General features: G+C 63.2%; 15 protein-coding genes and 3 pseudogenes. 8 read left to right on the top strand and 10 right to left on the bottom strand.

What is annotated here, in order from left to right; genetic code table 11:
• Positions 1–185: 185 nt before the first annotated feature.
• Together KWO_RS16210 and KWO_RS16205 are read right to left on the bottom strand one after the other, a co-directional pair.
• Positions 186–746 carry a ferritin-like domain-containing protein gene (locus KWO_RS16210; RefSeq protein WP_010368439.1) on the bottom strand — a complete coding sequence of 187 codons (561 nt, stop codon included), beginning with the start codon at positions 744–746 and terminating at the stop codon, positions 186–188.
• Between the two features lie 42 nt (positions 747–788).
• Positions 789–1,271: a peroxiredoxin gene (locus KWO_RS16205; protein ID WP_010368440.1), complete on the bottom strand. Its 483-nt coding sequence runs from the start codon at positions 1,269–1,271 to the stop codon at positions 789–791.
• Between the two features lie 161 nt (positions 1,272–1,432).
• Here KWO_RS16205 and KWO_RS16200 point away from each other — a divergent pair, with 161 nt between their 5' ends.
• The 7 genes and pseudogenes from KWO_RS16200 to KWO_RS16170 all read left to right on the top strand — a co-directional run bounded on the left by KWO_RS16200 (position 1,433) and on the right by KWO_RS16170 (position 12,066).
• Complete coding sequence (locus tag KWO_RS16200; protein ID WP_010368441.1) at positions 1,433–1,909, top strand: Hsp20/alpha crystallin family protein; 477 nt, start codon at positions 1,433–1,435, stop codon at positions 1,907–1,909.
• Between the two features lie 413 nt (positions 1,910–2,322).
• On the top strand, positions 2,323–3,219 hold the full coding sequence (locus KWO_RS16195; protein WP_017113063.1) for a DnaJ C-terminal domain-containing protein: 897 nt from the start codon (positions 2,323–2,325) through the stop codon (positions 3,217–3,219).
• Positions 3,220–3,914: 695 nt separating this feature from the next.
• Complete coding sequence (pilH, locus tag KWO_RS16190) at positions 3,915–4,301, top strand: twitching motility response regulator PilH (protein WP_010368445.1); 387 nt, start codon at positions 3,915–3,917, stop codon at positions 4,299–4,301.
• 869 nt (positions 4,302–5,170) lie between these two features.
• Positions 5,171–6,298, top strand: coding sequence for an FtsH protease activity modulator HflK (gene hflK, locus KWO_RS16185; protein ID WP_010376164.1), 1,128 nt, complete (start codon positions 5,171–5,173; stop codon positions 6,296–6,298).
• Entirely contained in the window at positions 6,298–7,161 is an 864-nt protein-coding gene (gene hflC, locus KWO_RS16180; RefSeq protein ID WP_010376167.1) for a protease modulator HflC, read from the top strand. The genes hflK and hflC overlap by 1 nt, the downstream gene beginning before the upstream one ends.
• A 511-nt stretch (positions 7,162–7,672) precedes the next feature.
• Positions 7,673–8,964: pseudogene (locus KWO_RS16175) on the top strand (adenylosuccinate synthase).
• Between the two features lie 432 nt (positions 8,965–9,396).
• Complete coding sequence (locus tag KWO_RS16170) at positions 9,397–12,066, top strand: M1 family metallopeptidase (protein WP_010376169.1); 2,670 nt, start codon at positions 9,397–9,399, stop codon at positions 12,064–12,066.
• A 258-nt stretch (positions 12,067–12,324) separates the two neighbouring features.
• Here the strand turns inward: KWO_RS16170 and KWO_RS16165 are convergent.
• From KWO_RS16165 to hsdR, 8 genes and pseudogenes are all read right to left on the bottom strand, one after another.
• Positions 12,325–13,650, bottom strand: a pseudogene (locus tag KWO_RS16165) (Smlt3024 family type IV secretion system effector).
• Between the two features lie 25 nt (positions 13,651–13,675).
• Complete coding sequence (locus KWO_RS16155) at positions 13,676–14,539, bottom strand: Smlt3025 familytype IV secretion system inhibitor (RefSeq protein ID WP_017113066.1); 864 nt, start codon at positions 14,537–14,539, stop codon at positions 13,676–13,678.
• 259 nt (positions 14,540–14,798) lie between these two features.
• Positions 14,799–14,939: pseudogene (locus KWO_RS16150) on the bottom strand (SDR family oxidoreductase); the annotation flags it as partial.
• Positions 14,933–15,136: a hypothetical protein gene (locus KWO_RS16145; protein ID WP_227479810.1), complete on the bottom strand. Its 204-nt coding sequence runs from the start codon at positions 15,134–15,136 to the stop codon at positions 14,933–14,935. The gene KWO_RS16145 and the pseudogene KWO_RS16150, both read right to left, overlap by 7 nt.
• Before the next feature lie 36 nt (positions 15,137–15,172).
• A complete protein-coding gene (locus KWO_RS16140) occupies positions 15,173–16,660 on the bottom strand; it encodes a restriction endonuclease subunit S (RefSeq protein ID WP_010376176.1) in 1,488 nt (495 codons plus the stop codon).
• Positions 16,641–18,185 (bottom strand): class I SAM-dependent DNA methyltransferase, encoded by a 1,545-nt coding sequence (locus KWO_RS16135; RefSeq protein WP_010376180.1) that lies wholly within the window; start codon positions 18,183–18,185, stop codon positions 16,641–16,643. The genes KWO_RS16140 and KWO_RS16135 overlap by 20 nt, the downstream gene beginning before the upstream one ends.
• Entirely contained in the window at positions 18,182–19,384 is a 1,203-nt protein-coding gene (locus KWO_RS16130; protein WP_010376182.1) for a Fic family protein, read from the bottom strand. The genes KWO_RS16135 and KWO_RS16130 overlap by 4 nt, the downstream gene beginning before the upstream one ends.
• 88 nt (positions 19,385–19,472) lie before the next feature.
• Positions 19,473–22,946 (bottom strand): type I restriction-modification system endonuclease, encoded by a 3,474-nt coding sequence (gene hsdR, locus KWO_RS16125; RefSeq protein ID WP_017113666.1) that lies wholly within the window; start codon positions 22,944–22,946, stop codon positions 19,473–19,475.
• A 578-nt stretch (positions 22,947–23,524) separates the two neighbouring features.
• On the opposite strand from hsdR, the gene KWO_RS16115 reads away from it, so the two are divergent.
• Complete coding sequence (locus tag KWO_RS16115; protein WP_017113068.1) at positions 23,525–23,818, top strand: XAC0095 family protein; 294 nt, start codon at positions 23,525–23,527, stop codon at positions 23,816–23,818.
• The last annotated feature ends 18 nt before the right edge of the window (positions 23,819–23,836 follow it).

The following is a 23,836-nucleotide window of genomic DNA, read 5'->3' as shown; positions in this document are numbered from 1 at the left end:
CACGGACGTAACCGTATAGACGCCACACAGTGGCAAAAAACAGACAGGGTGAGCGAGGCGCCCGCCCTGTCTGTCGTCATCGAGTCGACGTGGATTCAACTCGATGCGATCTTCGATCGCAACGTCAATGCCGATCCGATGCCAATCATCGATCGCACCACATCACTACATTGCTAAATCTCAACTCACTCGCCGATCCAGCCTTCCAACATGTCGGCGAACTCGTCTGCATGCTCTTCTTCCTGTGCCAGGATGCTTTCGAGAATGCGCTTGGTGGTGGTGTCCTTGTCGCCGATGAAGTCGATCATCTCGCGGTAGCTGTCGATGGCGATACGTTCGGCGATGAGGTTTTCCTTGACCATGTCGCGCAGGTCCGTGCCTTCCTTGTATTCGGCATGCGAGCGCTTGGTTAGCGTGTCCGGGTTGAGGTCGGGTTCGCCACCCAGCTGCACGATGCGCTCGGCGAGCTTGTGCGCGTGCGCCTGTTCCTGCTGTGCGTGCTCCAGAAACTCGCCTTTCACTGCGTCGGCAAGCATGCCCTTGGCCATGAAGTAGTGGCGGTAATAGCGCAGCGTGCACACATATTCGGTGGCAAGTGCGGTGTTGAGCAGCGCGATCACTGCCTCGCGATCGGCGTGGTAGCTCTCGGTGATGGCGCCGTCTTCGATGCTCTGGCGTGCGCGGGCGCGCAGGGTGGCGGTATCGGTGATACCGGCGGGAGTTGCGGTGGCTGGCTGATCAGACATGGCTGGCCGTTTTCCTTCTGAGTGAACGGGGGAATCGATGGATCAATCCGGCAGGTGCTGCAGCACGTAATCGGCGGCAGACACCTTGAATTCGCCGGGTTCTTCGACAAACAACGCTTTGACCACGGCGTCGTCCGCATACAGTGCATAACGGCGCGAGCGCAGGCCCATGCCCGAGCCGCTGGCGTCGATTTCAAGGCCCAGGGCGCGTGCCAGTTCGGCGTTGCCGTCGGGCAGCAGGTGCAGGCCGTCGGGGATCAACTGGCTGCGCCCCCAGGCCTGCATCACGAACGGGTCATTGACCGCGGTGCACAGCACTTCGATCCCGCGTTTGCGGAATTCATCGAAGTGCTCCACATAGCCCGGCAGGTGCTTGGCCGAGCAGGTAGGGGTAAAGGCGCCTGGCACCGCAAACAGCAGCACTTTGCGGCCTGCAAACAAGGTGTGGGTGTCGACTGCCTCAATGCCATCGCGCATGCGCTTGAGCACGACTTCGGGAATGCGGTCACCAACGTGGATGGTCATGCGGCAGGCTCCTGTGGCTGAACGAATTCTAGAAAAGGGCAGGGGAAAAGCGCGTCAACACGCTTGAAATCCGCCCGGCGACGCCTATCTGACGCACATGGCCGGCGCAACTGCGCACGACGCGGTCGCCGGCCCTTCATCAACCCTTTTGGAGGCTTGCAATGAACATCGTTCGTTATCCCCAATTTCCCACCCATGCGCTGCAGAACGAAATCAAGCATGTGTTCGATCGCTTCTTCGAGCAGAACAGCGACACCGACGAGTCGGCCGTGGTGACGGCGCAGTGGGTGCCGCGCGTGGACATCAAGGAAGAGCCCAATCACTTTGTGCTGTACGCCGATTTGCCGGGTATCGATCCGAGCCAGATCGAAGTGCAGATGGATAAGGGCATCCTGTCGATCAAGGGTGAGCGCAAGAGCGAATCCAGCACCGAAACCGAGCGCTTCTCGCGCATCGAGCGCCGCTACGGCAGCTTCCATCGCCGCTTCGCGCTGCCCGACAGTGCCGATGCCGATGGCATCACCGCCTCGGGCCACAATGGCGTGCTGGAAATCCGGATTCCCAAGCGCCCGGCAGCCACGCCGCGCCGGATCCAGGTCGGCAACGGTCAGGACACTAGCGGAAGCACGGTGCAGTAAGCGCAGCTGACGTAGCGGCGGCGCGCTTCATTGACGCGCGGTCTTGCTGGGTAGGCCTGTGCTGGGCGTGCAGGTTGGCTCATCAATTGGCGGCAGCGCTGGCTGGCACCCTCTGCCAGCCAGCGCTGCCCGCCGCAAGACGCTAGACCTGGGGCGGAGCCAGCGGCTTCGCTCCCCGGCGACGGCCGCGCCGTAGAATAGGCGCGGTTGCCCGCCCGGCTGCGAATAGATTGGCCAACACCTCCGTTGCATGACCGCGTTGCGAGCGCGGCTGGTATGCGAACTCGGCACGTACGCCCGTACAGTGCAGTCTGCACACCACCTGCGCCGCACACGCCGTCTACCGGAGTGCTGGCTGCTCGAACTGGCTCGTGGCCTCGGCTGCGGGCCGTTTTTTTTCCAGAGGTGACTAGATGGAATTCAAGGATTACTACGCAACGCTCGGCGTGGAGCCCAGTGCAGGCGATGCGGAGATCAAGACCGCCTACCGCCGGCTCGCGCGCAAATATCACCCCGACGTCAGCAAGGAAGCCGGCGCCGAAGAGAAGTTCAAGGCGATCAACGAAGCTTACGAAGCGCTGCGCGACCCGGCCAAGCGCAAGGCCTACGACCAGCTGAAGGCGCAGGGTTTCCGGCCGGGCGACGAGTTCCAGGCCCCGCCCAATTACGGCGGCGGGCAGGGCTTCGATTTCGAAGAGGTGTTCGGCAACGGCGGTGCCGGTGGCGGTTTCAGCGATTTCTTCGAGAGCCTGTTCGCCGGCCAGCGCGGCGGTCGTCCTCGCGGCCCGGGCGCCGGGCCTGGTGCAGGTGCCGGCCCGCAGGCGCGCGGCGACACCCGCGCCAAGCTGGCGGTACCGCTGGAGGCGGTGCATTCGGGCGACAGCGTGCGCATCACGATCAATGGCAAGCAGCTGGACGTGCGCGTGCCCAAGGGCGTGCAGCCCGGCCAGGTGATCCGGCTGAGCGGACAGGGCAATGGCGGCGGCAACCTGTTGCTGGAGATCGAATACGCGGCGCACCCGCACTTCGAGGTGGACGGGCGCAACATCCTGTACACCTTGCAGGTCATGCCCTGGCAGGCCGCGCTGGGCACCACGATCAGCGTGCCGACCCTCGGCGGCTCGGTCGAACTGAAGGTGCCGGCAGATTCGGATGCCGGCCGCAAGCTACGCCTGCGCGGCCGCGGCCTGCCCGGTACCACCCCGGGCGATCAGATCGTGGAACTGGAAATTTTGGCGCCGGCCCCGACCGATGATGCCCAGAAAAAGGCATACCGAAACCTGGCCAAGGCGTTTGGCGAGACGGTATGAATTGGCTTGGTCAGCGCGAGCTAATTGAGCCCCTCTCCAGACCAATCCCTCTTCGATCTGCGCCCACGCATCGCGCCCGCGCCTTCATCCGGCGCGACGTGCCACCTCTCCCCATGAAGGAGGACAATGTCCCGATGGGACAAGGAAGCAAGCCCCTCTCCTGCGGAAGAGGGGGTGGGGTGAGGGTACGGCGGGCCAGCAACGCGGCAGTCGACGTTGATCTGTGCCAGCGAACCGCTCCCGCACCCTCATCCGGCGCTACGTGCCACCTTCTCCCCATGGAGGAGGACAATGTCCCGATGGGAGAAGGGGGCAAGCCCCTCTCCTGCGGGAGAGGGGTTGGGGTGGAGGGTACGGCGGGCCAGCAATGCGGCAGTTGACGTTGATCTGTGCCAGCGAATCGCGCCCGCACCCTCATCCGGCGCTATGCGCCCCCTTCTCCTCCATAAAGGAGGACATTGTCCCGATGGGAGAAGGGAATCGCTGCTCTTGAGTCTGCGTTGAATCCAACGGTGCCCTGTCCGACGTAGTACTCCATTTCTCGTCTGCAAAGAAAGACAGCGTGTAAGTCCATCGCGTGCCGCACCAAGCACCAAGCACCAAGCACCAAGCACCAAGCATGAGCAGTTAGCCTGGCCCAGCTACCGCAAGCGCAGCCTTGGCACTACACTCGCCGCGCACACTAGGGGAAACACATGGCACGTATTTTGATCGTCGACGACTCGCCGTCGCAGCTGCTGGGGATTCAGCGCATTGTCGAGAAGCTGGGGCACGAGACCATCACCGCCACCGATGGCGCCGCCGGCGTGGAAGCTGCCAAGCAATCGCTGCCGGATCTGGTGTTGATGGATGTGGTGATGCCCAACCTCAACGGGTTCCAGGCCACGCGCACGCTCAAGCGCGAGCCCACCACCCAGCACATTCCGGTGATTCTGGTCACCACCAAGGATCAGGATACCGACCGCATGTGGGGCATGCGCCAAGGTGCCCGCGCCTACATTACCAAGCCGTTTTCGGAAGATGAGCTGCTGGAAGTGATGGAGCGCGTGTTCAATCAGAAAGACGAACCAACGAAAACGTAAATGCGCCGGCATAGTGTGATCGAAGCCGGATGTCGGGAAAGGCGGATGTAGGCGACGGTGGATCTGGGAGAAGGACAAAGTCCCTCTACTGCGCTAGAAGAGAGGTTGGGGTGAGGTTCGGTAGCTCAGCGATGCGAACTTGACGTCGAAGTCGCCTCGCGCCATTGCATCGCAGCCGTACCCTCATCCGTCGCTGCCCACGAGCCTTTCCCCCATGAAGGGGAACAAGGTCCCGATAGAGAGAAGCAGCAGCCATCTTTGCCGTAGCGCGAGAAGGCATGGCTTACGCGCCATTCGCGCGCGTGCGCTTGAGCGCCAGCGTCGCAAGCGCGGACCGCGGCGCAGAGCGGGGGCACGGGTGCAGCCACTCTGCCGTCGGCACCAATAGTTGGGTGGAAGTCACAGGCTCCAAGTTAAGCAATCGCCTGGCGCTGTGCCCGCTTGCCGCACGCATCAGCGCACCGCCACTTAAGCCCAGCCAATCAGGTACGCACGCGGCAAGCCGAGTCCACCCGGCCAAGACCCGATCAGCGGCCCGGCTGCGACCAACAACGCGGCTACACAGCGCCCGGGCGACCACCCGCCTGTGCCAACAGTTGGCGCGTGCCACGCGCACCCTCTGGTTCCCGGTAACGCCGTTCAACGACCCAAGAACCGCTGCTGGGACTCCGGCGTGTGGTTCCCCCCGCTGCTCAAAACCGCTGCGGTGTTTTCCAGGCCGCCAAATCCACCCCGCCGGCTAAACCAACGATGCACTGGACGGGGCCTTTCAAAACGGTGCGTCTGCCCCATCTAGTAGAATCGGCGAATCAAACAACATGGCGGCACTGCGGGACTGGCCCGCACAGCCCCTCGATCATGGAGCGTGCATGGCCTGGAACACACCCGGCAACAAGGGCGGAGACGGCCCGGATCCTAACCGTCGCAGGTCCTGGGGCCCGCGCGGTGGTGGCAACGGTGGCGGTTGGGGCAATCTGCCCGCCCCGTTGAAAGAGCTGTTCGATGGCGGCGTGGGGCGCTGGATCCTGGTCGCGGTGGTGCTGATTGTGCTCTTCTCCAGCTTCCAGCTCATCGGCGAGCAGCAGCGTGGCGTGGTGCTGCGCTTCGGCCAGTTCTCGCGCATTCTGCAGCCCGGCCCGAACTTCAAGCTGCCCTGGCCGATCGAGTCGGTGCGCAAGGTCAATGCCACCGAGATCAAGACCTTCAGCAACCAGGTGCCTGTGCTGACGCGCGACGAGAACATCGTCAATGTCTCGCTCAACGTGCAGTACCAGATCAGCGACCCGCGCAAATACCTGTTCGGCTCGCGTAATGCCGATCTGGTGTTGGAGCAGGCCGCGCAGAGTGCCGTGCGTGAGCAGGTCGGTCGTTCGGACCTCAATACCGTGCTCAACAATCGCGGCCCGTTGGCGATCGCCTCCAAGGACCGTCTGCAGGCTGCGTTGGATGCCTACAACACCGGCCTGGCCGTCACCGGCGTGACCTTGCCGGATGCGCGCCCGCCGGAAGAAGTGAAGCCGGCCTTCGACGAGGTCAATGGTGCCCAGCAGGTGCGCGAGCGCCTGATCAACGAAGCCCAGGCGTACGCCGCCAAGGTGGTGCCCGAAGCGCGCGGCCAGGGTGCACGCACCCGCACCGGTGCCGAAGGCTACAAGCAGGCCACCATCTCCAAGGCCGAAGGCGACGCCGATCGCTTCACGCTATTGCAGGCGCAGTACGCCGGCGCGCCGGACGTCACCCGCAAGCGTCTGTGGCTGGAAACCGTGCAGAAGGTGTTGTCGGAGAACCGCAAGGTGATCGGCAGCGATGGCCGACAGCTCATCTACGTGCCGCTGCCGGCCGATGCCAGCAAGCCGGCTACTCCCAGCAGCAAAGCTGGCATGCCGTCGATGGTGCCGCAGGACGTGCTGTTGAATCCGCCGCAAAGCACCAGCAGCGAGGCCATCCGTAACCCGGAACGCGGCCCGCGCCCGACTGGCCGTGAGGGGACCGAATAATGAAGAATTCGCTAGTTATCGGCCTGATCGTCGCCGTGCTGCTGGCCCTGATGGGCTCGGTATTCGTGGTGCGCGAAGACCAGACCGCCATGGTGCTCAACCTGGGCCGTGTGGTGCGTGCCGACATCAAGCCCGGCCTGCACTTCAAGGTTCCGGTGGTGGAATCGGTGCGCGTGTTCGACCGCCGCTTCCAGGTGCTGGACACCGCCCCGGCGCGCTACTTCACCGCCGAACAGAAAGACGTGAGCGTGGACTTCTTCGCCATCGGTTACATCTCCGATGTGCGGGCCTTCTATCGCGCCACCGGTGGTGAAGAGTCGGTGGCCAACTCGCGCCTGGCGCCGATCATCACCGATTCGCTGCGCAACCAGATCAACTCGCGCACCTTGCAGCAGCTGGTCTCCGGCGACCGCAGCGAACTGATCGCCAGCCAGCTCAAGGGCATCAACGGCGCGATCAAGGGCTTAGGCATGCAGATCACCGACCTGCGCATCAAGCAGATTGACCTGCCGACCGACAGCCAGGTGATCACCGACGTCTACGAGCGCATGCGCGCCCAACGCAAGCAGGAAGCCAGCAAGCTGCGCGCCGAAGGCGAAGAGCAGGCCCTGACCATCCGCGCGCAAGCCGACCGCGAGTCCACCGTGATCGTGGCCGACGCCGAGCGCGATGCGCAGAAGCTGCGCGGCGAAGGCGATGCCGAAGCCGCTCGCATCTACGGCCAGGCCGGTTCCAAGGATCCCTCGTTCTACGCCTTCTACCGCAGCCTGGAGGCCTACCGCGGCTCCATGACCGACGGCAATGGCGTGATCGTGTTGGACAAGAACGATCCGTTCCTGCAGTACCTCAAGAGCGATCGTTGATCGCTGTGCCTTGAAACGAAAACGCCCGCGTAATGCGGGCGTTTTCGTATGTGCCGTCATGGCACAACACGCATGGGCCACTGCAACGCTGCACTCAAGATCCCTGCAATGAATGCTGCCTCGCAGGAGCGCACCTGGGCGCGACGGCTTCACCGGCAACGCCTGTCGCGCCCGGGTGCGCGCCTACGACCCATTGTGATTGTCGCTACGGTGATACTCCCGGGCTGGGGCCGGCAGCGCTCGGAGCACCGCGCAACCGGCGGCCAGCCGCACCAGCCCCCGATCCGCCGTCCGCCAGGGGTAGTGCGGGCCATCGGAAACCCGGATAATGCACAAAAGCCGGCCGGGCACGCTCCAATCAGAGCACTCCCGTCGGCTTTTTCCGTGTCAGGGCTGTCGCGCCACTGCAATGCTCCCCGATGGAGCTGCGCGCAGGGTGTCGCCGCTAACCCTGCGTCGGTCCCATCCCGCGGCCCCGATGGCCGCAGCAAAACTTAGGAGTTCACCCGTCATGGGTCAGTCAGTTGTCGTGCTCGGTGCCCAGTGGGGCGATGAAGGCAAGGGCAAGATCGTCGATCTGCTTACCGAAGAAATCGGTGCAGTCGTCCGATTCCAGGGCGGCCATAACGCCGGCCACACGCTCGTCATCAATGGCAAGAAGACCGTCTTGCATCTGATTCCGTCCGGCATCCTGCGCGACGACGCGCTGTGCCTGATCGGCAATGGTGTGGTGATCTCCCCGGCCGCGTTGATCAAAGAGATCAGGGAACTGGAAGACGCCGGCGTGGAAGTGCGTTCGCGCCTGAAGATTTCCCCGGCCGCGCCGTTGATCATGCCGTACCACATCGCCCTCGATCAGGCGCGCGAAAAGGCAGCCGGCGGCAAGGCCATCGGCACCACCGGTCGCGGTATCGGCCCAGCGTATGAAGACAAGGTGGCGCGTCGCGGTATCCGCATCGCCGACCTGCATTACCCGCCGCAGCTGGAAGAGCTGCTGCGCACCGCGCTGGATTACCACAACTTCGTGCTGACCAAGTACCTGGGCGTAGAAGCGGTCGATTTCCAGAAGACCTACGACGAGGCGCTGGCGTTCGGCAACTACGTGCAGCCGATGAAGTCGGACGTGGCCGGCATCCTGCACGACCTGCGCAAGCAGGGTAAGCGCGTGCTGTTTGAAGGCGCGCAGGGCGCATTGCTGGACATCGACCACGGCACCTACCCGTATGTCACCAGCTCCAACACCACGGTGGGCGGCGCACTGGCCGGCACCGGCGTTGGCGCCGATGCGATCGACTACGTGCTCGGTATCGCCAAGGCCTACGCCACCCGCGTTGGCGGCGGTCCGTTCCCGACCGAGCTGGACGACGAAGTGGGCCAGGGCATTCGCGACCGCGGTGCCGAGTACGGCGCTTCCACCGGCCGCCCGCGTCGTTGCGGCTGGATGGACATTGTTGCCCTCAAGCGTGCGGTGGCCATCAACGGTATCTCCGGCCTGTGCATCACCAAGCTCGACGTGCTTGATGGCATGGAAAAGCTCAAGGTCTGCATCGCTTACGAATATCGCGGCAAGCGCACCGAATACGCGCCGCTGGACGCGCAGGGTTGGGAAGAGTGCACCCCCGTGTACCTGGAGTTCCCGGGCTGGAGCGAGAACACCCACGGCATCACCGTGTGGGATGACCTGCCGCCTCCGCCCGCGCCTATCTGCGCGCGCTGGAGGAACTGGCCGGCTGCCCCATCTCGATCGTCTCCACCGGCCCGGACCGCGACCACACCATGGTGCTGCAGGACCCGTTCGCCTGATCGGCTGATGCGTGAGTGAAACGACAAGAGCCCTGCGGAAGCGGGGCTTTTGTTTGGGTGATGCTGTCGAGCGCTGCTTTGGGGCGAGGTAGGGCGACGGCAACTGCGGTGGCCTAATTCTTATGTCTGCACTGTTGGTGATCGCACTACCACTCGAAGACTCCCGCTCCTCAGCTCCACCCGCACCTAGCTGACAACTGCTATGAGGGCGTGTTCAGCACCACCCTGTAGCATGCTTCCGCCAGTGGGGATTGCTTGCTCTGGTCTGATGTCCTCACACCCCGTCGTTACAGTGGCTTCTGTTTGACGTGTGTGTCTTCGCGTCTGGCAGGCGGGCGCATGACTTTCGGCCGTGTGAGCCCTTGCGTGTCGGCGCCATGATGCTGGCCGCTGTACGACTTCGTTTACCTCATTACTCTTTTTAGGAACGTCATGCGCCAGATCCTGGTGACTGCTATTGCGCTGGCCCTGGCCACTACCTCCGCCGTTGCGTCGGCTCACGCTGCTGCTGCATCCGATGCAATCACCGCATCTGCCACGCAGGTCACCAGCCAGTTGCCGCGTACGGCCAAGCCCACGCATTACGCGGTGGAGATCACTCCGCACGCCGACAAGATGACCTTCGACGGCAAGGTCGCCATCGACATCGTCGTGCTGCAGGCCACCGACCGCATCGTGTTGCAGGCGGCCAATCTCAGCTTCGCGCGCAGCACATTGGCGCAGCGCAAGAGCGGCACGCCGCAGACTGCCAAGGTCAGCACCGATGATCAGGCGCAGACCGCCACGTTCGCCTTCAACAAGCCGCTGGCGCCGGGCAACTACGTGTTGTCCATCGACTACAGCGGTGTAATCAATACGCAGGCCAACGGTTTATTCGCGCTGAATTACGCCACTCCACAAGGCCAGCGCCGCGCGTTGTTTACCCAGTTCGAAAATTCCGATGCGCGCCGCTTCATTCCGTCGTGGGACGAGCCCAATTTCAAGGCCACGTTCGACCTGGCAGTCATTGCGCCGGCCGCGCAGATGGCGGTGAGCAACATGCCGGTCGCCTCGTCCAGCAATGGTGCCGGTGGCATGAAGCGCGTGGCCTTCCAGACCACGCCCAAGATGTCCACGTACCTGTTGTTTCTGAGTGTCGGCGACTTCGAGCGGGCGACGCGCAAGGCCGACAATGGCACCGAGATTGGCGTGATCGCGCAGAAGGGCAAGGTGGACCAAGCGCAGTTCGCACTGGATTCCGGGCGCGACGTGCTGCATGAATACAACGCGTATTTCGGCATTCCATATCCGTTGCCGAAGCTGGACAACATCGCCGCACCCGGGCAAAGCCAGTTCTTCAGCGCAATGGAAAACTGGGGGGCGATCTTCACCTTCGAGTACTCGCTGCTGCTGGACCCGGCCACGTCCAACATCAACGACAAGCAGGACGTTTTCACCGTTGCCGCGCACGAGATCGCGCACCAGTGGTTCGGCAACCTGGTGACCATGGCGTGGTGGGACGACCTGTGGCTCAACGAAGGGTTCGCCAACTGGATGGAGGCGCGCACCACGCACAAGCTGCATCCGGAATGGGATATCGATAACACCGGCGCGGCGTTCAAAAGCCGCGCGGCGATGCAGCGCGATGCGTATGTCACCACCCACCCGGTGGTGCAGCACGTCGCCACGGTGGAGCAGGCCAGCCAGGCATTCGACCAGATCACCTACGACAAGGGCGAAGCGGTGATCGCCATGCTCGAAGACTATGTGGGCGCGGACAACTGGCGCAGCGGTGTGCGCAGCTATCTCAAGCAGCACCAGTACGGCAACGCCGTCACCGATGCGCTGTGGCAGCAGATCGATGCAGTGGCACCGGGCAAGCAGTTCACCCAGGTGGCGCACGACTTCACGTTGCAGCCGGGTGTGCCGTTGATCCAGGTCAGCGCCAGCTGCACGGCCGGCACCACGACCGTGCAGCTGAAACAAGGCGAATACACCGTCGACCGCACCGACAAACAGCCATTGCGCTGGCATGTGCCCGTCACGGTGCGCGGCGCCAAAGGCACGCCAGTGCGCGTATTGGTGGATGGCAGCGCGCAGGTGCAGTTACCCGGCTGCGATGCGCCTGTCGTGGTCAATGCCGGGCAGAAGGGTTACTTCCGCACGCTGTATGCACCGGCGCAATTCACTGCGCTCACCAAGGGGTTCAATGCATTGCCGGTGGTCGATCAGTTGGGCGTGCTGATGGATACCGCTGCGCTGGCACCGGTGGGCCTGCAGCCCGAAGCGGATCTGCTTGAGCTCACCGCCAAGGTGCCGGTCGGTGGCTCGCCGGATCTGTGGAAAGTGGTGTCCGAAACGTATTCCAATATCGATCGCCTGTTCGCGGGCGACCTCAAGGCGCAGGCCAGCTGGCGGCGCTTCGCGCGTGCGCGGCTTGCTCCCGAGTTCGCCACGCTCGGCTGGGACGAGCGCAAGGACGACAGTGCACAGACCAAGCAGCTGCGTGCCAGCCTGCTCAAGAGCCTGAGCGCGCTGGACGATGCACAGGTGATTGCCGAAGCGCAGCGTCGTTTCGCTGCGTTCCAGGCCGACCCGGGCACGCTGTCGTCGGAGCTGCGTAGCACTGTGCTGCGTATCGTCGCCCGCCACGCCGACTCCGCCACCTGGGACGCATTGCATGCCACGGCGAAGACAGAAACTTCGTCGATGCTGCGCGACCAATTTTACGCTCTGCTGGCTGAAGGCAAGGATCCGGCGTTGGCGCAGCGCGCCCTTGAACTTGCACTCACCGACGAGCCCGGCGCCACCACCGGCGCTAGCATGATCGGCGATGTCGCCAGCGAGCATCCGGAGCTGGCATTCGACTTCGCCTTGGCGCATCGCACCCAGGTGGATACGCTGATCGACTCCACCTCGCGCGCCCGCTACTACCCGCACCTGGCCGCAGGCTCGAGCAAGCTGGAGACCATCGACAAGATCAAGGCGTACGCTGACACCTACCTGGCCCCCACCTCACGCCGCGATGCAGAAACCGCCATCAGCACCATCCAGACGCGGGTGACGTTGCGCGAACGGCGGGTGCCGCAGATTGCGGCCTGGTTGAAAAAGCGCAAAGCGTGACGGGTAGTGTAGAGAAACAAAAAGCCCGGTATTTTCCGGGCTTTTTGTTTGGTGCAGTGGCCACCATTGCAGGTGAAGCGGATTGGCCAGGAACAGCAGAGAATGGATCTGGTGTGTGGATGCCTGAAATGTGCAACGCGCGCGTTGTAACTGCCGATTTCGTTGTCGAGCGATTCTGAGCCGTGCTGCGTGCTGCAACGCTGCGCGCAGCACCTGGCTCCAGTGCGCCGGCCGACTGGCTGCGGTTGGCTGCATGCATCACGCCATGCGCATCGACATATTCTCGCGCACCCGATTGTCCATGTCTTGCTGCTGGCCCTGCATCAGGGCCCGTTGCCGCTCCACGCTGGCCGTTTCCAGTTGCTGCAGCGATTGCTCAACCGGTGTGCGTACCGCCACATCGGTGGACATTGCAGCACGCAGATGGGCAGGGTTGTTCAATTCGCCCTGCACAACAAAGACGGTACGCCCTGCCGGGTGTTCGGCGGTCTGGTTGCTCAACACAACATGATCGGCGCGATCCAGGTTGTTCTGGCGGGCGAGGGGCATCACGCTGGCGATGAGGCGCTCGCTGTTTTCGTCCGGCGTGCGCCCGGCTTGCGCATCGATCGCACCCACGCCCGTACGCACCTGCTGCAGCAAATTGTAGTCCCGATGGTCCGGGCCGATATCGGCCAGCTTGGTCGGCGCCTGTGTCTGATCGGGTGCACCATCGACCGATGCGGTGAACGGGCTGCGGGTGATGGAGCGGTACGGATCGTCTTCGTGGAACTGCGTGGCTTTCTGCTGCCGCTCCAGACGGACGGCGCGGGCGTCGTCGAGTTCGGCGATACGTGCAGGATTGGTTTCTTCGCGCATGGAAAGATGCCCGCCACTGGCGCTGACGTTCACCCACTTCTGTTCTTTTTCGAAGTACATCGCATAGAAGCTGTTGCTGCCGATGACGTTGGGATCGACGGCGGAGCGGCCCTCCAGCATCTGGATCGCTTCGGTGGTGCCGAGCTTGGCCAGGTACTCGCTCCCGGCCGCCATGCCCATCTGTGAGAAGGTCTCGTAACCCGTGTTGCCGATGCGGCTGGCGCCGGCGTACCCGTTGTCGAGCATGTTGGTCCAGATCTGCTCCAGCTTCTGGGGACCGCTTTTCTCTAGGGCCGCTTGCAGTAGCACGCGGGGTGTCCAGCAGTTAGGGTCGAGCCGGTGCTGCTCAAACGCGCGGTCGTGCGCGAGCATGACGGAGGCGCCTGGTAGGTTCAGTGCCAGATCCGGACGTTCTCGACGGAGCCATGCTTGCCGAAGTTCCAAATCCCTCTCCAGCAACGTCTGTCCGAAGCTCTCCCACTGACGTTCGCTCAGTTGAGCATTAGCAAAGCGCGAGCCGCTCTAGTGCTGCGTGTTCGCATAATCTTGCGCGTAACGATTCGCAACGCGCCCCGGCAAACTGTCATTACGCACGACACCAAGCGCGAGCGTTCCGTAGCCGTCTGCGCCGGGCAGTTGCGAGAGGTAGTTCCAGTACAGCTCACGATTGCCTGCTTTTGCGTAGCTGCGCAGGATCGTCAAGTTCTGCTGAGTTAATCCACCCATGATTTACTCCTTGAAAAAGTGTCGATCATCCAACTTTGGTGTTTACCAAAACGTCCCGAATCGCTTTTTCCATACGTTTCCAGTCTCTTAGGAACGCGCGATGGTAGTTGAGCGTGATGGATAGTTTGTTCTCGACATCCACAAGGTAGTGCGTACATCCGGCGATAACTGGTTCTTCTTCGTCAATGACTTGGTCGCCCTCAAGCCGGATGCCATCTTTACGAAACTTGACGCTATCGCACTTGATAAAAGTGGTTAGATTGCCGCCAGAATCGCGCGCAACATACCAATCGTCCTCAAACGCAGGATTGCGTGTCGGAGGTTTGCTGTAGCGGGCTTCGTACGCTTTAACGTACACCGCCATCTTTTCTTCATCGATGGCATAGGGCGTCAATCCGAGTGTTTCAGGCTGTGCAATCCGTAGATCGAGCCTCTCCGCAGGATTACCTCGTTCGACCCAATCAGCCTTGGTAAGTGCTTCGTTCGACGAATAGCTTCCAAGCAATGCCTCAATCGGGACCCGGTCAACGTAGTCGATCGCTGCGTGGATCTCCTTCCTGAAATCATTCGTACGCGGATTGGCCCGCGCACCGGGCGGAGTAGGGGTCATGTCCGGCCATTCGATGACCAGCGTCACGCCTTCGCCCGGCCATGGTGCGATCTGGCTGTCTAGATAGTTGGCGGGGATGCGGAAGGTGTTCGGCCCCAGTTTTACGTCCACCGGAGCATCCGAGTAAGTGTGCCCGTTGATGGTGCGGCCGGTGGTGACGGTATCCGACATGGGGGAGGTCCTTTTTTGTTCGGGTTGTGGCGCCCGTGCACATGCACTGCCGGTCACAGCGACGGCGAGTGCGAGGGCCAGACACCGGCCCGTTGACATGATGTGCATTGGTCAATCCATTGCAGGGTTCGTCGCAACTATAGGCAACTTGGGTTCAGCGCGATAGCAAGGACCAAGCCTGCGATTCCCGTGCCATGCGCCACATGACATGGGAATGCGATTACGCGTTGCCGGCAGGTATACAGGCGGACCAGGAGGCTGGCCGTGCAACGGCAACTCGCCATGTGTGTTGACTGAGGGAGTTTGCCGCCATCGGTCGCATGTGTCGAGCTGCAGTGCAATCAACGCCGACGCCGACGCCGCCGCGTCACGCTCCAAACGCACCATCGATCGTATGCATCGCCCCGGTCACAAAGCTCGCTTCCGGGCCCGCCAGCCAGGCCACCATGCCGGCCACTTCGTCGGCGCGACCGTGGCGCTTGATCGCCATGAAGCTGTGCATCAGGTCTGCGGACCTGGAAGCGCACCTCGCCGCCGGTTTCCAGCAGCATCACTGCACCCACCGGGAACGAGCGCCCCAGGCTGACCAGCAGGCTGCGCACATGTTCGCCAGCCGCGCTGGAAATCCGGTAGCTGGATCTTGCCTTGGACGACGTCCTTGAGCAGGTCCTTCAATGGCAGTTTGGTGCTGTCGAATGTGGTCATGGGTTCGCTTCCTTGTGATGGATGGGATGGATCAGATCAGCTTGTCGCCGCCTTGCGGCCGCGCTTTGGTTTGGGCGTGGCGGCGCGCTGGGCGCGGATGCGTTCCAGCAGCACGCTGGCCGGTTCGTCGCTGGGGTCCTGTTGCACCAGTTCGCCGCGGAACGCCTTGGCGAGCAGGCTCTGGGTCAACGCGTCGATGCGCTGCTGGGCGGCGGCGACTTTGGCTTCCAGCTGATCAGCGCAGGCGAAGAGCTGTTCGACGCGGCGGACGATTTCGGTTTGCTCGGCAAGTGGTGCAAGTGGAAACGGAAGGGACTGCACGCTTTTTTTGTTCAATGCCTGTTGGTTGTTGCCGCCGCCAAAACGTCGTGTCTCCTCGTATTTCCCCCATAGGTAGTAGTAGAGGTACTCCGGAACACAGTACTCATCATGCACTCGCAGTGCTGCCGTGTTCTGGTTGTGGCATGCGTCAATGGCGAGAATTGCAGGCTGTCCGCGCGTTTTCCCTTGCCCGATCATCGCCAGCATCACGGTCCCAGGAGGGTGTAAGTTCGTGGAAGTTGCGCTGTAGCCGGCTTCGGTGATCTTTTCTTTAGTCGAGCGAATTCTGCAGAAGGCGACCTCCGCGCTACTCACCCAAGAAATGGAACCTTTCCAAAAATCGGTTCGATCTCTAGCTGGCGTTGCGCCGACGAACACGTCAAATATGATCCCAATCTGGGTGGCTTGCCAGGTTGGAGGAAGATCGTCTCTTAAGTTCGTTGGGTCCAGATTTGGGGGCGCGAACTTTCTGCCGCTCCGCTGGTAGTGATCCCGCCATGCCTGCCGCACATCCGTGATGGACGCCGCCTTAGTATCGGGATGCAACTGGCGCCACTCGGCTGTTAGCTCCCCAGAGAATGCTGACTCAAGTACAGACTGTCTGAAGCGCTTGAGGAGAGCCGGGATGGCGTCGATGCGGGCCTTGAGGGTGTCGACCTGGGCCAGCAGCGCATCCAGCTTCTGCGCTATGCGCTTTTGCTCTGCCGCCGGTGGAACGGGAACTTTCAGTTCGGCCAGCTTCCCGCGCGCAATCCGCTTCCTCGTGGTCCCGGAAGCGTTGCGCGAAATTTCTTCGCGAATAGGCGAAGCGTTGAGCGTATGCATCAACCAGCGATGGCTGATATCGCGGCTTCCAGAACGAAAGACAGCAACGTCGACGACCGTCAGGCACCGTTGCGGAAGGCGAGGCATTAGACACGCTCGTCCAAGAGGGTCAGGCATTCGGGCAAGCAAGATGTCGCCTTCTTCAAGCGCGGTGCAATTCAATCGGTCGAATGTCTCATCGTTGACGTAACGAGAGGACTTGTCGATAAAGCGCCGGTCGCCAATGTCTGCGAGTTGTAGCAAGCGATTACGCCCGTTTGGATCTTGATCCTTACTTTCAATCCAGTCCCCGTCAGCAAAAATGCCGCCCTGGGCCTGAAGTTCGTTAAGTGAGGCAAAAGCCCACCCTTGCGGCAACTCACTCACCGCCCACCTCACTGCTGGTCACTTCCAGCCCCATCACCTCGGCCAGCAGCCGCTTCTGTTCCAGCGCCTCATCACCGGCGCCCAGCGCCTGCATCAGCGCGTCGAGTTCGCGCAGCGCTTCGCTCAGTTCGGCCATCGCTTCGGCGGCCAGCACTTCGGGCGCGGGCAGGCTGTCGGCGTCGACGCTGTCGGCGTCCTTGAGCCAGCTGATATCCAGCGAGTCGCCGCGCTCGGCGATCTGGGCGCGGGTGAAGCAGCGGAAGCGGCCTTCCTCGCCTTGATCGGTGCGTGGGCTGGCGCCGTTGGGATCGGTGCCGTAGGCGTCCTCGAACGGTGTGAGATGCGTCGGCCCGAACGGGGTGCGCTTGCCGAAGCTGGGCATGTTGCTGCGCAGGTCGTAGACCCACGTCGCCTGGGTGCAGCTGGTGTCCTGGCGCGGGTTGGTGGCGGTGCCTTTCTGGAAGAACAGCACATTGGTCTTGACGCCCTGCGCGTAGAAGATGCCGGTGGGCAGGCGCAGTAGGGTGTGCAGGGTGCACTTGTCCATCAGGTCGCGGCGGATGTCGGTACCGACGCCGGCCTCGAACAGCACGTTGTCCGGCAGCACCACGGCGGCGCGGCCACCGGGCTTCAGGCCCCGGTAGATGTGCTGCAAAAAGGCGAGCTGCTTGTTGCTGGTCTTGTAGGTGAGGTCGTCACGGGTGGGTCCGCCGCCGCCCTTGGCGGTGCCGAAGGGCGGGTTGGACAGGATGATGTTGGCCGGTGGCAGGTCTCTGCCTGCGGCGCCGAGGCTGTTGCCCAGGCGGATGGGACCGGCGCCTTCGCCGTTCATGCCGTGCAGCAGGCAGTTCATCAACGCGAGTCGGCGTGTCCCGGGGACGAGCTCCATGCCGACAAAGGCCTTTTCGCGCTGGAAACTGCGCTTCTTGGCGGTGACCCCGGGACCGTACAGATCGTCGTGTTGCGCTTTGATGTAGGCATCGGCGGCGATCAGGAAGCCCGCGGTGCCCGCGGCGGGATCCTGGATGACGTCGCCAAGCTGCGGCTTGATGCAACGGATGATCGAATCGATCAGCGCACGTGGGGTGAAGTACTGGCCAGCCCCGGACTTTGTCTCGTTGGCGTTCTTCTGCAATAGGCCTTCGTAAAGGTCGCCCAGGCCGTCCTGGCGCGCGCTGAACCAGTCCAGCCCGTCGAGTGCGGTGACCAGGGTTTCCAGATGGCGCGGTTCCTTGAGGCGGGTCTGCGCGTCGGCGTAGATGGCCGCGATCATTGGATCGCTGCTCTGGCCTAAGTCCAGAAGCATCTGCTGGTAGTGGTTGAGCAGGTTGCGGCCAGACTTGCTTTTCAGATCCGGCCAGCGGCTTCCTTCAGGCAGCTTGTGCTCGAAGTTGGGACTGTTCTGTACCTGCTCGTATTCCATCTTGACGAACAGCAACAGCACCAGCTCGGTGACGTAATCGCTGTAGTTGATGCCGTCGTCGCGCAGGACGTCGCAGAGGTTCCAGAGTTTCTGGACGATGTCGTTATGGGTCATGGGGTGGTGGTGTCTTGGGATGAAGTGCGGGCCGGCAGCGCGATGCTGGAGGCCGGGGCGTTGATGGCGTAACGGGTGCTGCGGCCGCTGCCGGGCAGGCGGCGCAGGCAGCCCTTTTCCAGCAGGTCGGCCAGATGGCGGGTGGCGGTGGCCTTGGAGACCTTGGCCACGGCCTGATATTGCGAGGCACTGATGCCATGTTCGAAGCCGCGCTCGCCGCCATCGAGCAGGCGGTTGAGCACCTTGACCTGTTCGGCCGACAGCGGCTGTGCGTGATGCTGCTGCCAGAAGCGTGCCTTGGCCAATACCCGATCGATGCGGTGCAGTGCCTGCACCAGGCTGTCGTGCAGGGTGGTGAGGAACCAGTGCAGCCAGCCGGTGATGTCGAGCTGGCCTTTCTGGGTAGTTTCCAGGCTGCGGTAATAGCCGCTGCGGTCGGCGAGGATGCTGGCCGACAGTGCGTGGAGGCAGATCGCCTGCGGTTGCGCCTGGGCCAGGGCAAGATCGGTGAGTGCGCGGGTGAGGCGGCCATTGCCGTCGTCGAACGGGTGCAGAGTGACGAACCACAGATGGGCGATGCCGGCACGCAAGAGCGGGTCCAGCGTGGCGTCGGTGCGCGAGCTGGCGAACCAGTCGAGGAAGGCGGCGAGCTGGGCGTCCAGGCCGTCGCGCGGCGGGGCTTCGAAGTGGACGGTGGGGCGGTCGAGCCGGCCGGAGACGACCTGCATCGGTTCATCGCCACGCAGCGCGCCGATGCGGATGCGCGTGGGCAGCAGGCTGTCCTGTTCGGCAAACAGCCAGCGGTGCCATTGCAGCAGGCGGGGCAGGTCCAGCGGGGTGTCGGCGTGGCCAGTAGCATCCAGCATCAGCTCGGCCAGCCCCTCGCTGCGGCCAGTGGTGCGGCGCGGGCTGTCTTCGGCCAGGCCCAGATGGCGGGCCAGCGAGGAGCGTACCGAGCCGACATCCAGCCGCTCGCCTTCGATGGCCGAGGAGGTGACGATGTTGGAAAGCAGGGTGTCCAGCGCTTCGGCGGCCTGCTGGTCGCCGGCGACCGCACCGGCCATGCCGAGCAGCTGGCCGTGGGCGTGCTGGCAATCGCGCAGCAGTGCCGCCAGGGCATCGGCCTGCCAGTGGAAGCCAGGCCAGTCGGACTGCTGCCAGATCCAGCGGGGGCGGGGTTCGGTGGTTCGGTTAGACATCGGTGAGCCGATTGGTTGGGTTAATTGGCTCTTTTTATGAGCCGATTATCGCGGCTAATCGGCTCATACGCCAGTGTGAACTAGCGACTCAGCCCGTCTGATCCCACAGATGTTCGCCCAGATCGCCCAGGATTTGGTCCAGCCGGCCATCGAGCAGGCGGTCCAACTGCAGGGCGCCGCCGTCGCCGCTGAAGTTGCGTTGCACGGTGTCGCGGTCCATCACCACCTCGTGCACCAGCTGCTGGGCCAGCCGCTTGAGCCAGCGCCGCTGTACCGGCGTCCAGCTGCGCTGGGCATAGATGCCCTGCATGGCCTTGTCGACGCGCTGCTCGAACGGCACCAATGCCTCGCCCAGCGCGGCACGGCGGATGTAGCCGATGATGCTGGCAGCCACCTCCTGCTGGGTGCTGTCGCGCCACGCGCCGCGCAGGTGGGCCTCGCTGTAGCCGTGCTGGTCGAGCAGCAGGCGCACCTCGCGCAGCTGGGTGCGGGTGAGGTCGCGGGGGCGATTGACGATGACGCTGAGCGCGGCGGACTGGTTGATCTGCTCGCGGATGAAGGCGTTGAAACTGTCCAGGTAATCGGCCGGGGCTTTGTTTATGCCGTAGTTCTGTGCGCGTTCTAGCAGGGTGTCAGCGTGTTCGGAAATGACCGGATAGCGGTCCGTGCCCAGCAGCACGCCCACTTCGGCCAGTTGCTCCACCAGGCGCGGGTGTTCGCGGAGGAAGCTGGCGGCATTGCGCGCGCCGAGCTTGTGCAGATGGGTGTGCAGCACGGCGGGCGCCACGCCCCAGGAGGTTTCCAGCGCGCTGAGCCTGTCGCGCAGATCCGGGCGCTGCTCGGCGCGATGCTGGGCCTTGCGTAGCAGGCGCATGATGCGCTGGCTCAACTGGTCGAGCACGTCGTCAGCATGGCTGCCGCCGTTGCTGCCGGGGGCATCGAAGCTGCGCTGCTGGCCGAGCTCGTGAACCAGCTGCTCGATGCTGATGTTGGGGTCCTTGACCAGCGGGCGCATGGTGTCGACGTCTTCGAGCGCGGCGTACAGATCGACCGGATCGAAGATGCGGAACACGGTCTTGCCGATGTCGTCGCAGCGGCGGGTGGCGCGGCCCTTCATCTGTTCGTAGAGGATGCGCGAGCGGACCCGGCGCATGAACACCAGGTTGGCGATACGCGGCACATCAATGCCGGTGGTCAACAGGTCGACGGTGATGGCGATATTGGGGTAGCGCTCGTTCTTGTAGTTGCGGATCAGCTGGTCGACCTTGTCGCTTTTACCGGTGATCACCGCGACGCTGGCCTGGTTGTAGTAATTGCCATGGACCTGTTTGAAGGCCTCGTCCAGCTGGTGCTTGACGCGTTCGGCGTGCGGCTGGCTGACGCAGAAGATCAGGGTCTTTTCATCGCCGTCCGGGTCCAGTTCGATGGCGAGCTGCTCGCAGACGACCCGGTCGAAGTCTGCGGTGATCACACGCCGGTTGAACGACTCGATATTGAAGTCGAGTTCGTCTTCCAGGTCTGCGGTGTCGACTTCGCCGGTCTGCGTGTTGATGACGCTGACGCGCTCGCCGCGATCAAAGTGGATGCCGTTCTTGCCGAGCGCGGTGGTGTAGCGGATGGGCGGCTCGTGGTCGATCAGCCAGTCATCTGCCACTGCTTCGCGGTAGCTGTAGGTGTAGATCGGCTTGCCGAAGATCTCGGTGGTGTGCTTGGCCGGCGTGGCGGTCAGGCCGATACGGCAGGCATCGAAGTAGTCGAGCACGCGGCGGTATTGCGACAGGTATTGGGCGTGGTCGCGCACGGCCAGCTCGCCGTCAGTCATTTCCTGGTCGAGCGTGTAGCCGCGGTGGGCCTCGTCGACGACGATACAGTCGAAGGTGCCGATCGGTGGCGGGTCATCGGACTGGAAAATGCGCCGGACCATGGCCTGCACCGTGGCGACCTGCACGCGGGTCTCATCGGCGGTGCGGGTGTCGTCCAGGCCATCGAGGTTGTAGATCTGCGCCAGCGTCTGGTTCTGCTCAAGCTGCATATCCTGCATCGTCTCGGTGGCCTGGGTGCCGAGCGCGGAGCGGTCGACCAGGAACAGAACCCGGTGAAAGCGCTCGGCCTTGAGCAAACGGTAGATCAGGCCAATCATTGTGCGCGTCTTGCCGGTGCCGGTCGCCATCGCCAGCAGGCAGTTGCGTGAGCCCGATGCCAGCGCGCCTTCCACAGCCTGGATCGCGCGCTGCTGGTAGTCGCGCAGGTTGAGGTAGGCCATGCCTTCCTGGGCCAGGTCGCGCTCGGCCTGGTCGCGATCGCGGGTGAGCAGATCGGCGATGTCCTCGGGCGTGTGGAACTTCTGCAGCGGGCGCCGCAGATTGGCCGGTGAGCGCAGGTCGCGGAACCAGATGCCCGATTGCTCGGCCAGCTGTTTTACATAAGGACGGCCATTGCAGGCGAATGCCAGCGGCACCTGGAAATGGCCACCCTGGCCGTCGGCCCAGCCTGCGATCGCGGTGGTAGCCGGGTAGGCGGGGGCTAGCTCGCCACGCATCACAAAGTCGCGCGCGTAGCGCTCGGCCTGGGGAATCCGGTCGGCGATGTTGATCCGCTTGCGCTTGGCCTCGACGATGGCGACTGGCGTGAGGCCGGCGAACAACACATAGTCGGCGTTGGCACGTGGCGCCTTGGTGGGCCATTCGGCGATGGCGAGGTTGCGGCCTTTTTCCGGGCGGATGCCGTTGGCATGGGTGAGGTCGAGCGAGTCGGCTTCCCAGCCGGCCTCGCGCAGCTGCTGGTCGATGAGGATGCGGGTGAGGTCTTCGCTGAGATCGAAGTTGTTGCTGGCCTGCTGGGTGGCGCCGGCGACCTGTTGAGTGGCGGCCTGGCGGGCGGTGTCCGGCTGCTGCAGGCTGGCGATGCGTTGTGCGAAGTCCTGGCGTAGCCGTTGCAGTTCCTGTTCGCGTTGGACTGCCAGCGCCGCCTGCGCACGCGCTTCACTGTCCATCGCTTCGGCGAGCTCAGCGTTGAGCTTGGCCTCGCTGTCCTTGAGTTCGACGAGCGCCTGGCTCTGGTCGTGTTGTTGGCGGGCGGTATCCAGCTCCGCTTTGAGGCGATGGACCTCGGCCTGCACTTCACGCAACGGCGCGGCTGGATCCTTCGGGGGCAGGAAAGCACCCGCCTTGAACTCGGCGGCGTTCTTGCCAAAGGCGCGGTGGTACCAGACCGCCAGGTCGCGGGCGACCTTCAGGCCATCCATCGCTTCGCGGTGTTGCGTGGTGAAGCCGTGGGTCGCCTTGTTGCCCTCGACCCGCAGCACGTGGAACAGCTCCTGGATCCGCCGGTCCAGGCGCAGCTCGCGTGCGAGCTGGTAGATCAGATCCGCCTGAGTTGTCCGTTGGTCGTGGATGATGCCGGCACGCCCAGCTAGATCCTGGGCAAGTGCTTCGGCGAACTGCCGGAGCTTGATCAGCGTGGTGTTTGGATCGCTGGCAAAGACCTGCTCGGCCATCGAGGCCAGTTTGAAGAAGACCGGATCGTGTTCCTGCAGGAAGGAAAAGTTGCTGTCGACAGTCACACGCGTATCCGTACTTGGCGCCGGGCGGGATGGCATCTCGCGGTAGCCATCATAGGTCACCGATGCTGCCGTCGTCACTCTAACGCCGGATGCGATGGACCGATATGCGATGGCTTGGGCTGTCCGCAGCGACTTTGCTGGCAGCTGCGCAAGTTTTTTCTATGAGTTCCCAGTTTTTTGTCGGCAACTAAGTCGTTGCCGCAATGAAATTTGGCGGCAGCATCGATGCTTCTGCCTGATGATTCGTTCGGAATGGCCCTGCTGCTTAGATGAAATTCCAGGTACCGAAGGGCTTGGCGGCGGTAATCCTTAACGGCGGCAATCTGTAGTCGCACGATCACCTCGCGGAGCCTCGAAACTCCGCTAACAGCGGTACCCACCTCCGACAAACCGGTGGGTTTTTTGTGCCTGCATGTTCTGTAGGTGCAACCGACGCGATGCTCTGCGTCGGGAGGGCGGCTAATACAACACCCGCAAGGGGAATACGCCCGCCGGCTGTTCGCGGTTTCGAGCCTCCCGACTTCCCGTCCGTCGCTTTGCGGCGGGCGGGGGCGATTCCATGGAATGAGGAGCAGGCCATGTCGGACGTTGTACGCGAGGTGCAGTCACAGCCGGGTTACTACCTTCCAGAAGGCGCGCAGTACCGCCTGCAGCAACTACGCGACCATATGCGCTTCTTGGCGCGGGTGGCGCAGCCACGCACGCAGGCCGAAGAGCGGGCGCGGCAGCCGGATATCTGCATGGACGAGCTGGCGGTCTGTCTGGAGTTACTCGCTGAGCAGTTGGGCGGGGTGCTGGACGATGTGGAGTGCGCTGTCATGGAAGGGACGCATCCACAGCCATGGCGTGTTGTGCCGTCTGAATCTTGTTGACGTCTGGATCACCGCCGA

The sequence above is a fragment of the Xanthomonas vasicola pv. musacearum NCPPB 4379 genome, from assembly GCF_000277895.2.
GTDB classification, from domain to species: Bacteria; Pseudomonadota; Gammaproteobacteria; order Xanthomonadales; family Xanthomonadaceae; genus Xanthomonas; species Xanthomonas vasicola.
The sequence above is the reverse complement of the archived record's forward strand: the minus strand, read 5'-3'. Positions and strand labels throughout refer to the sequence as shown.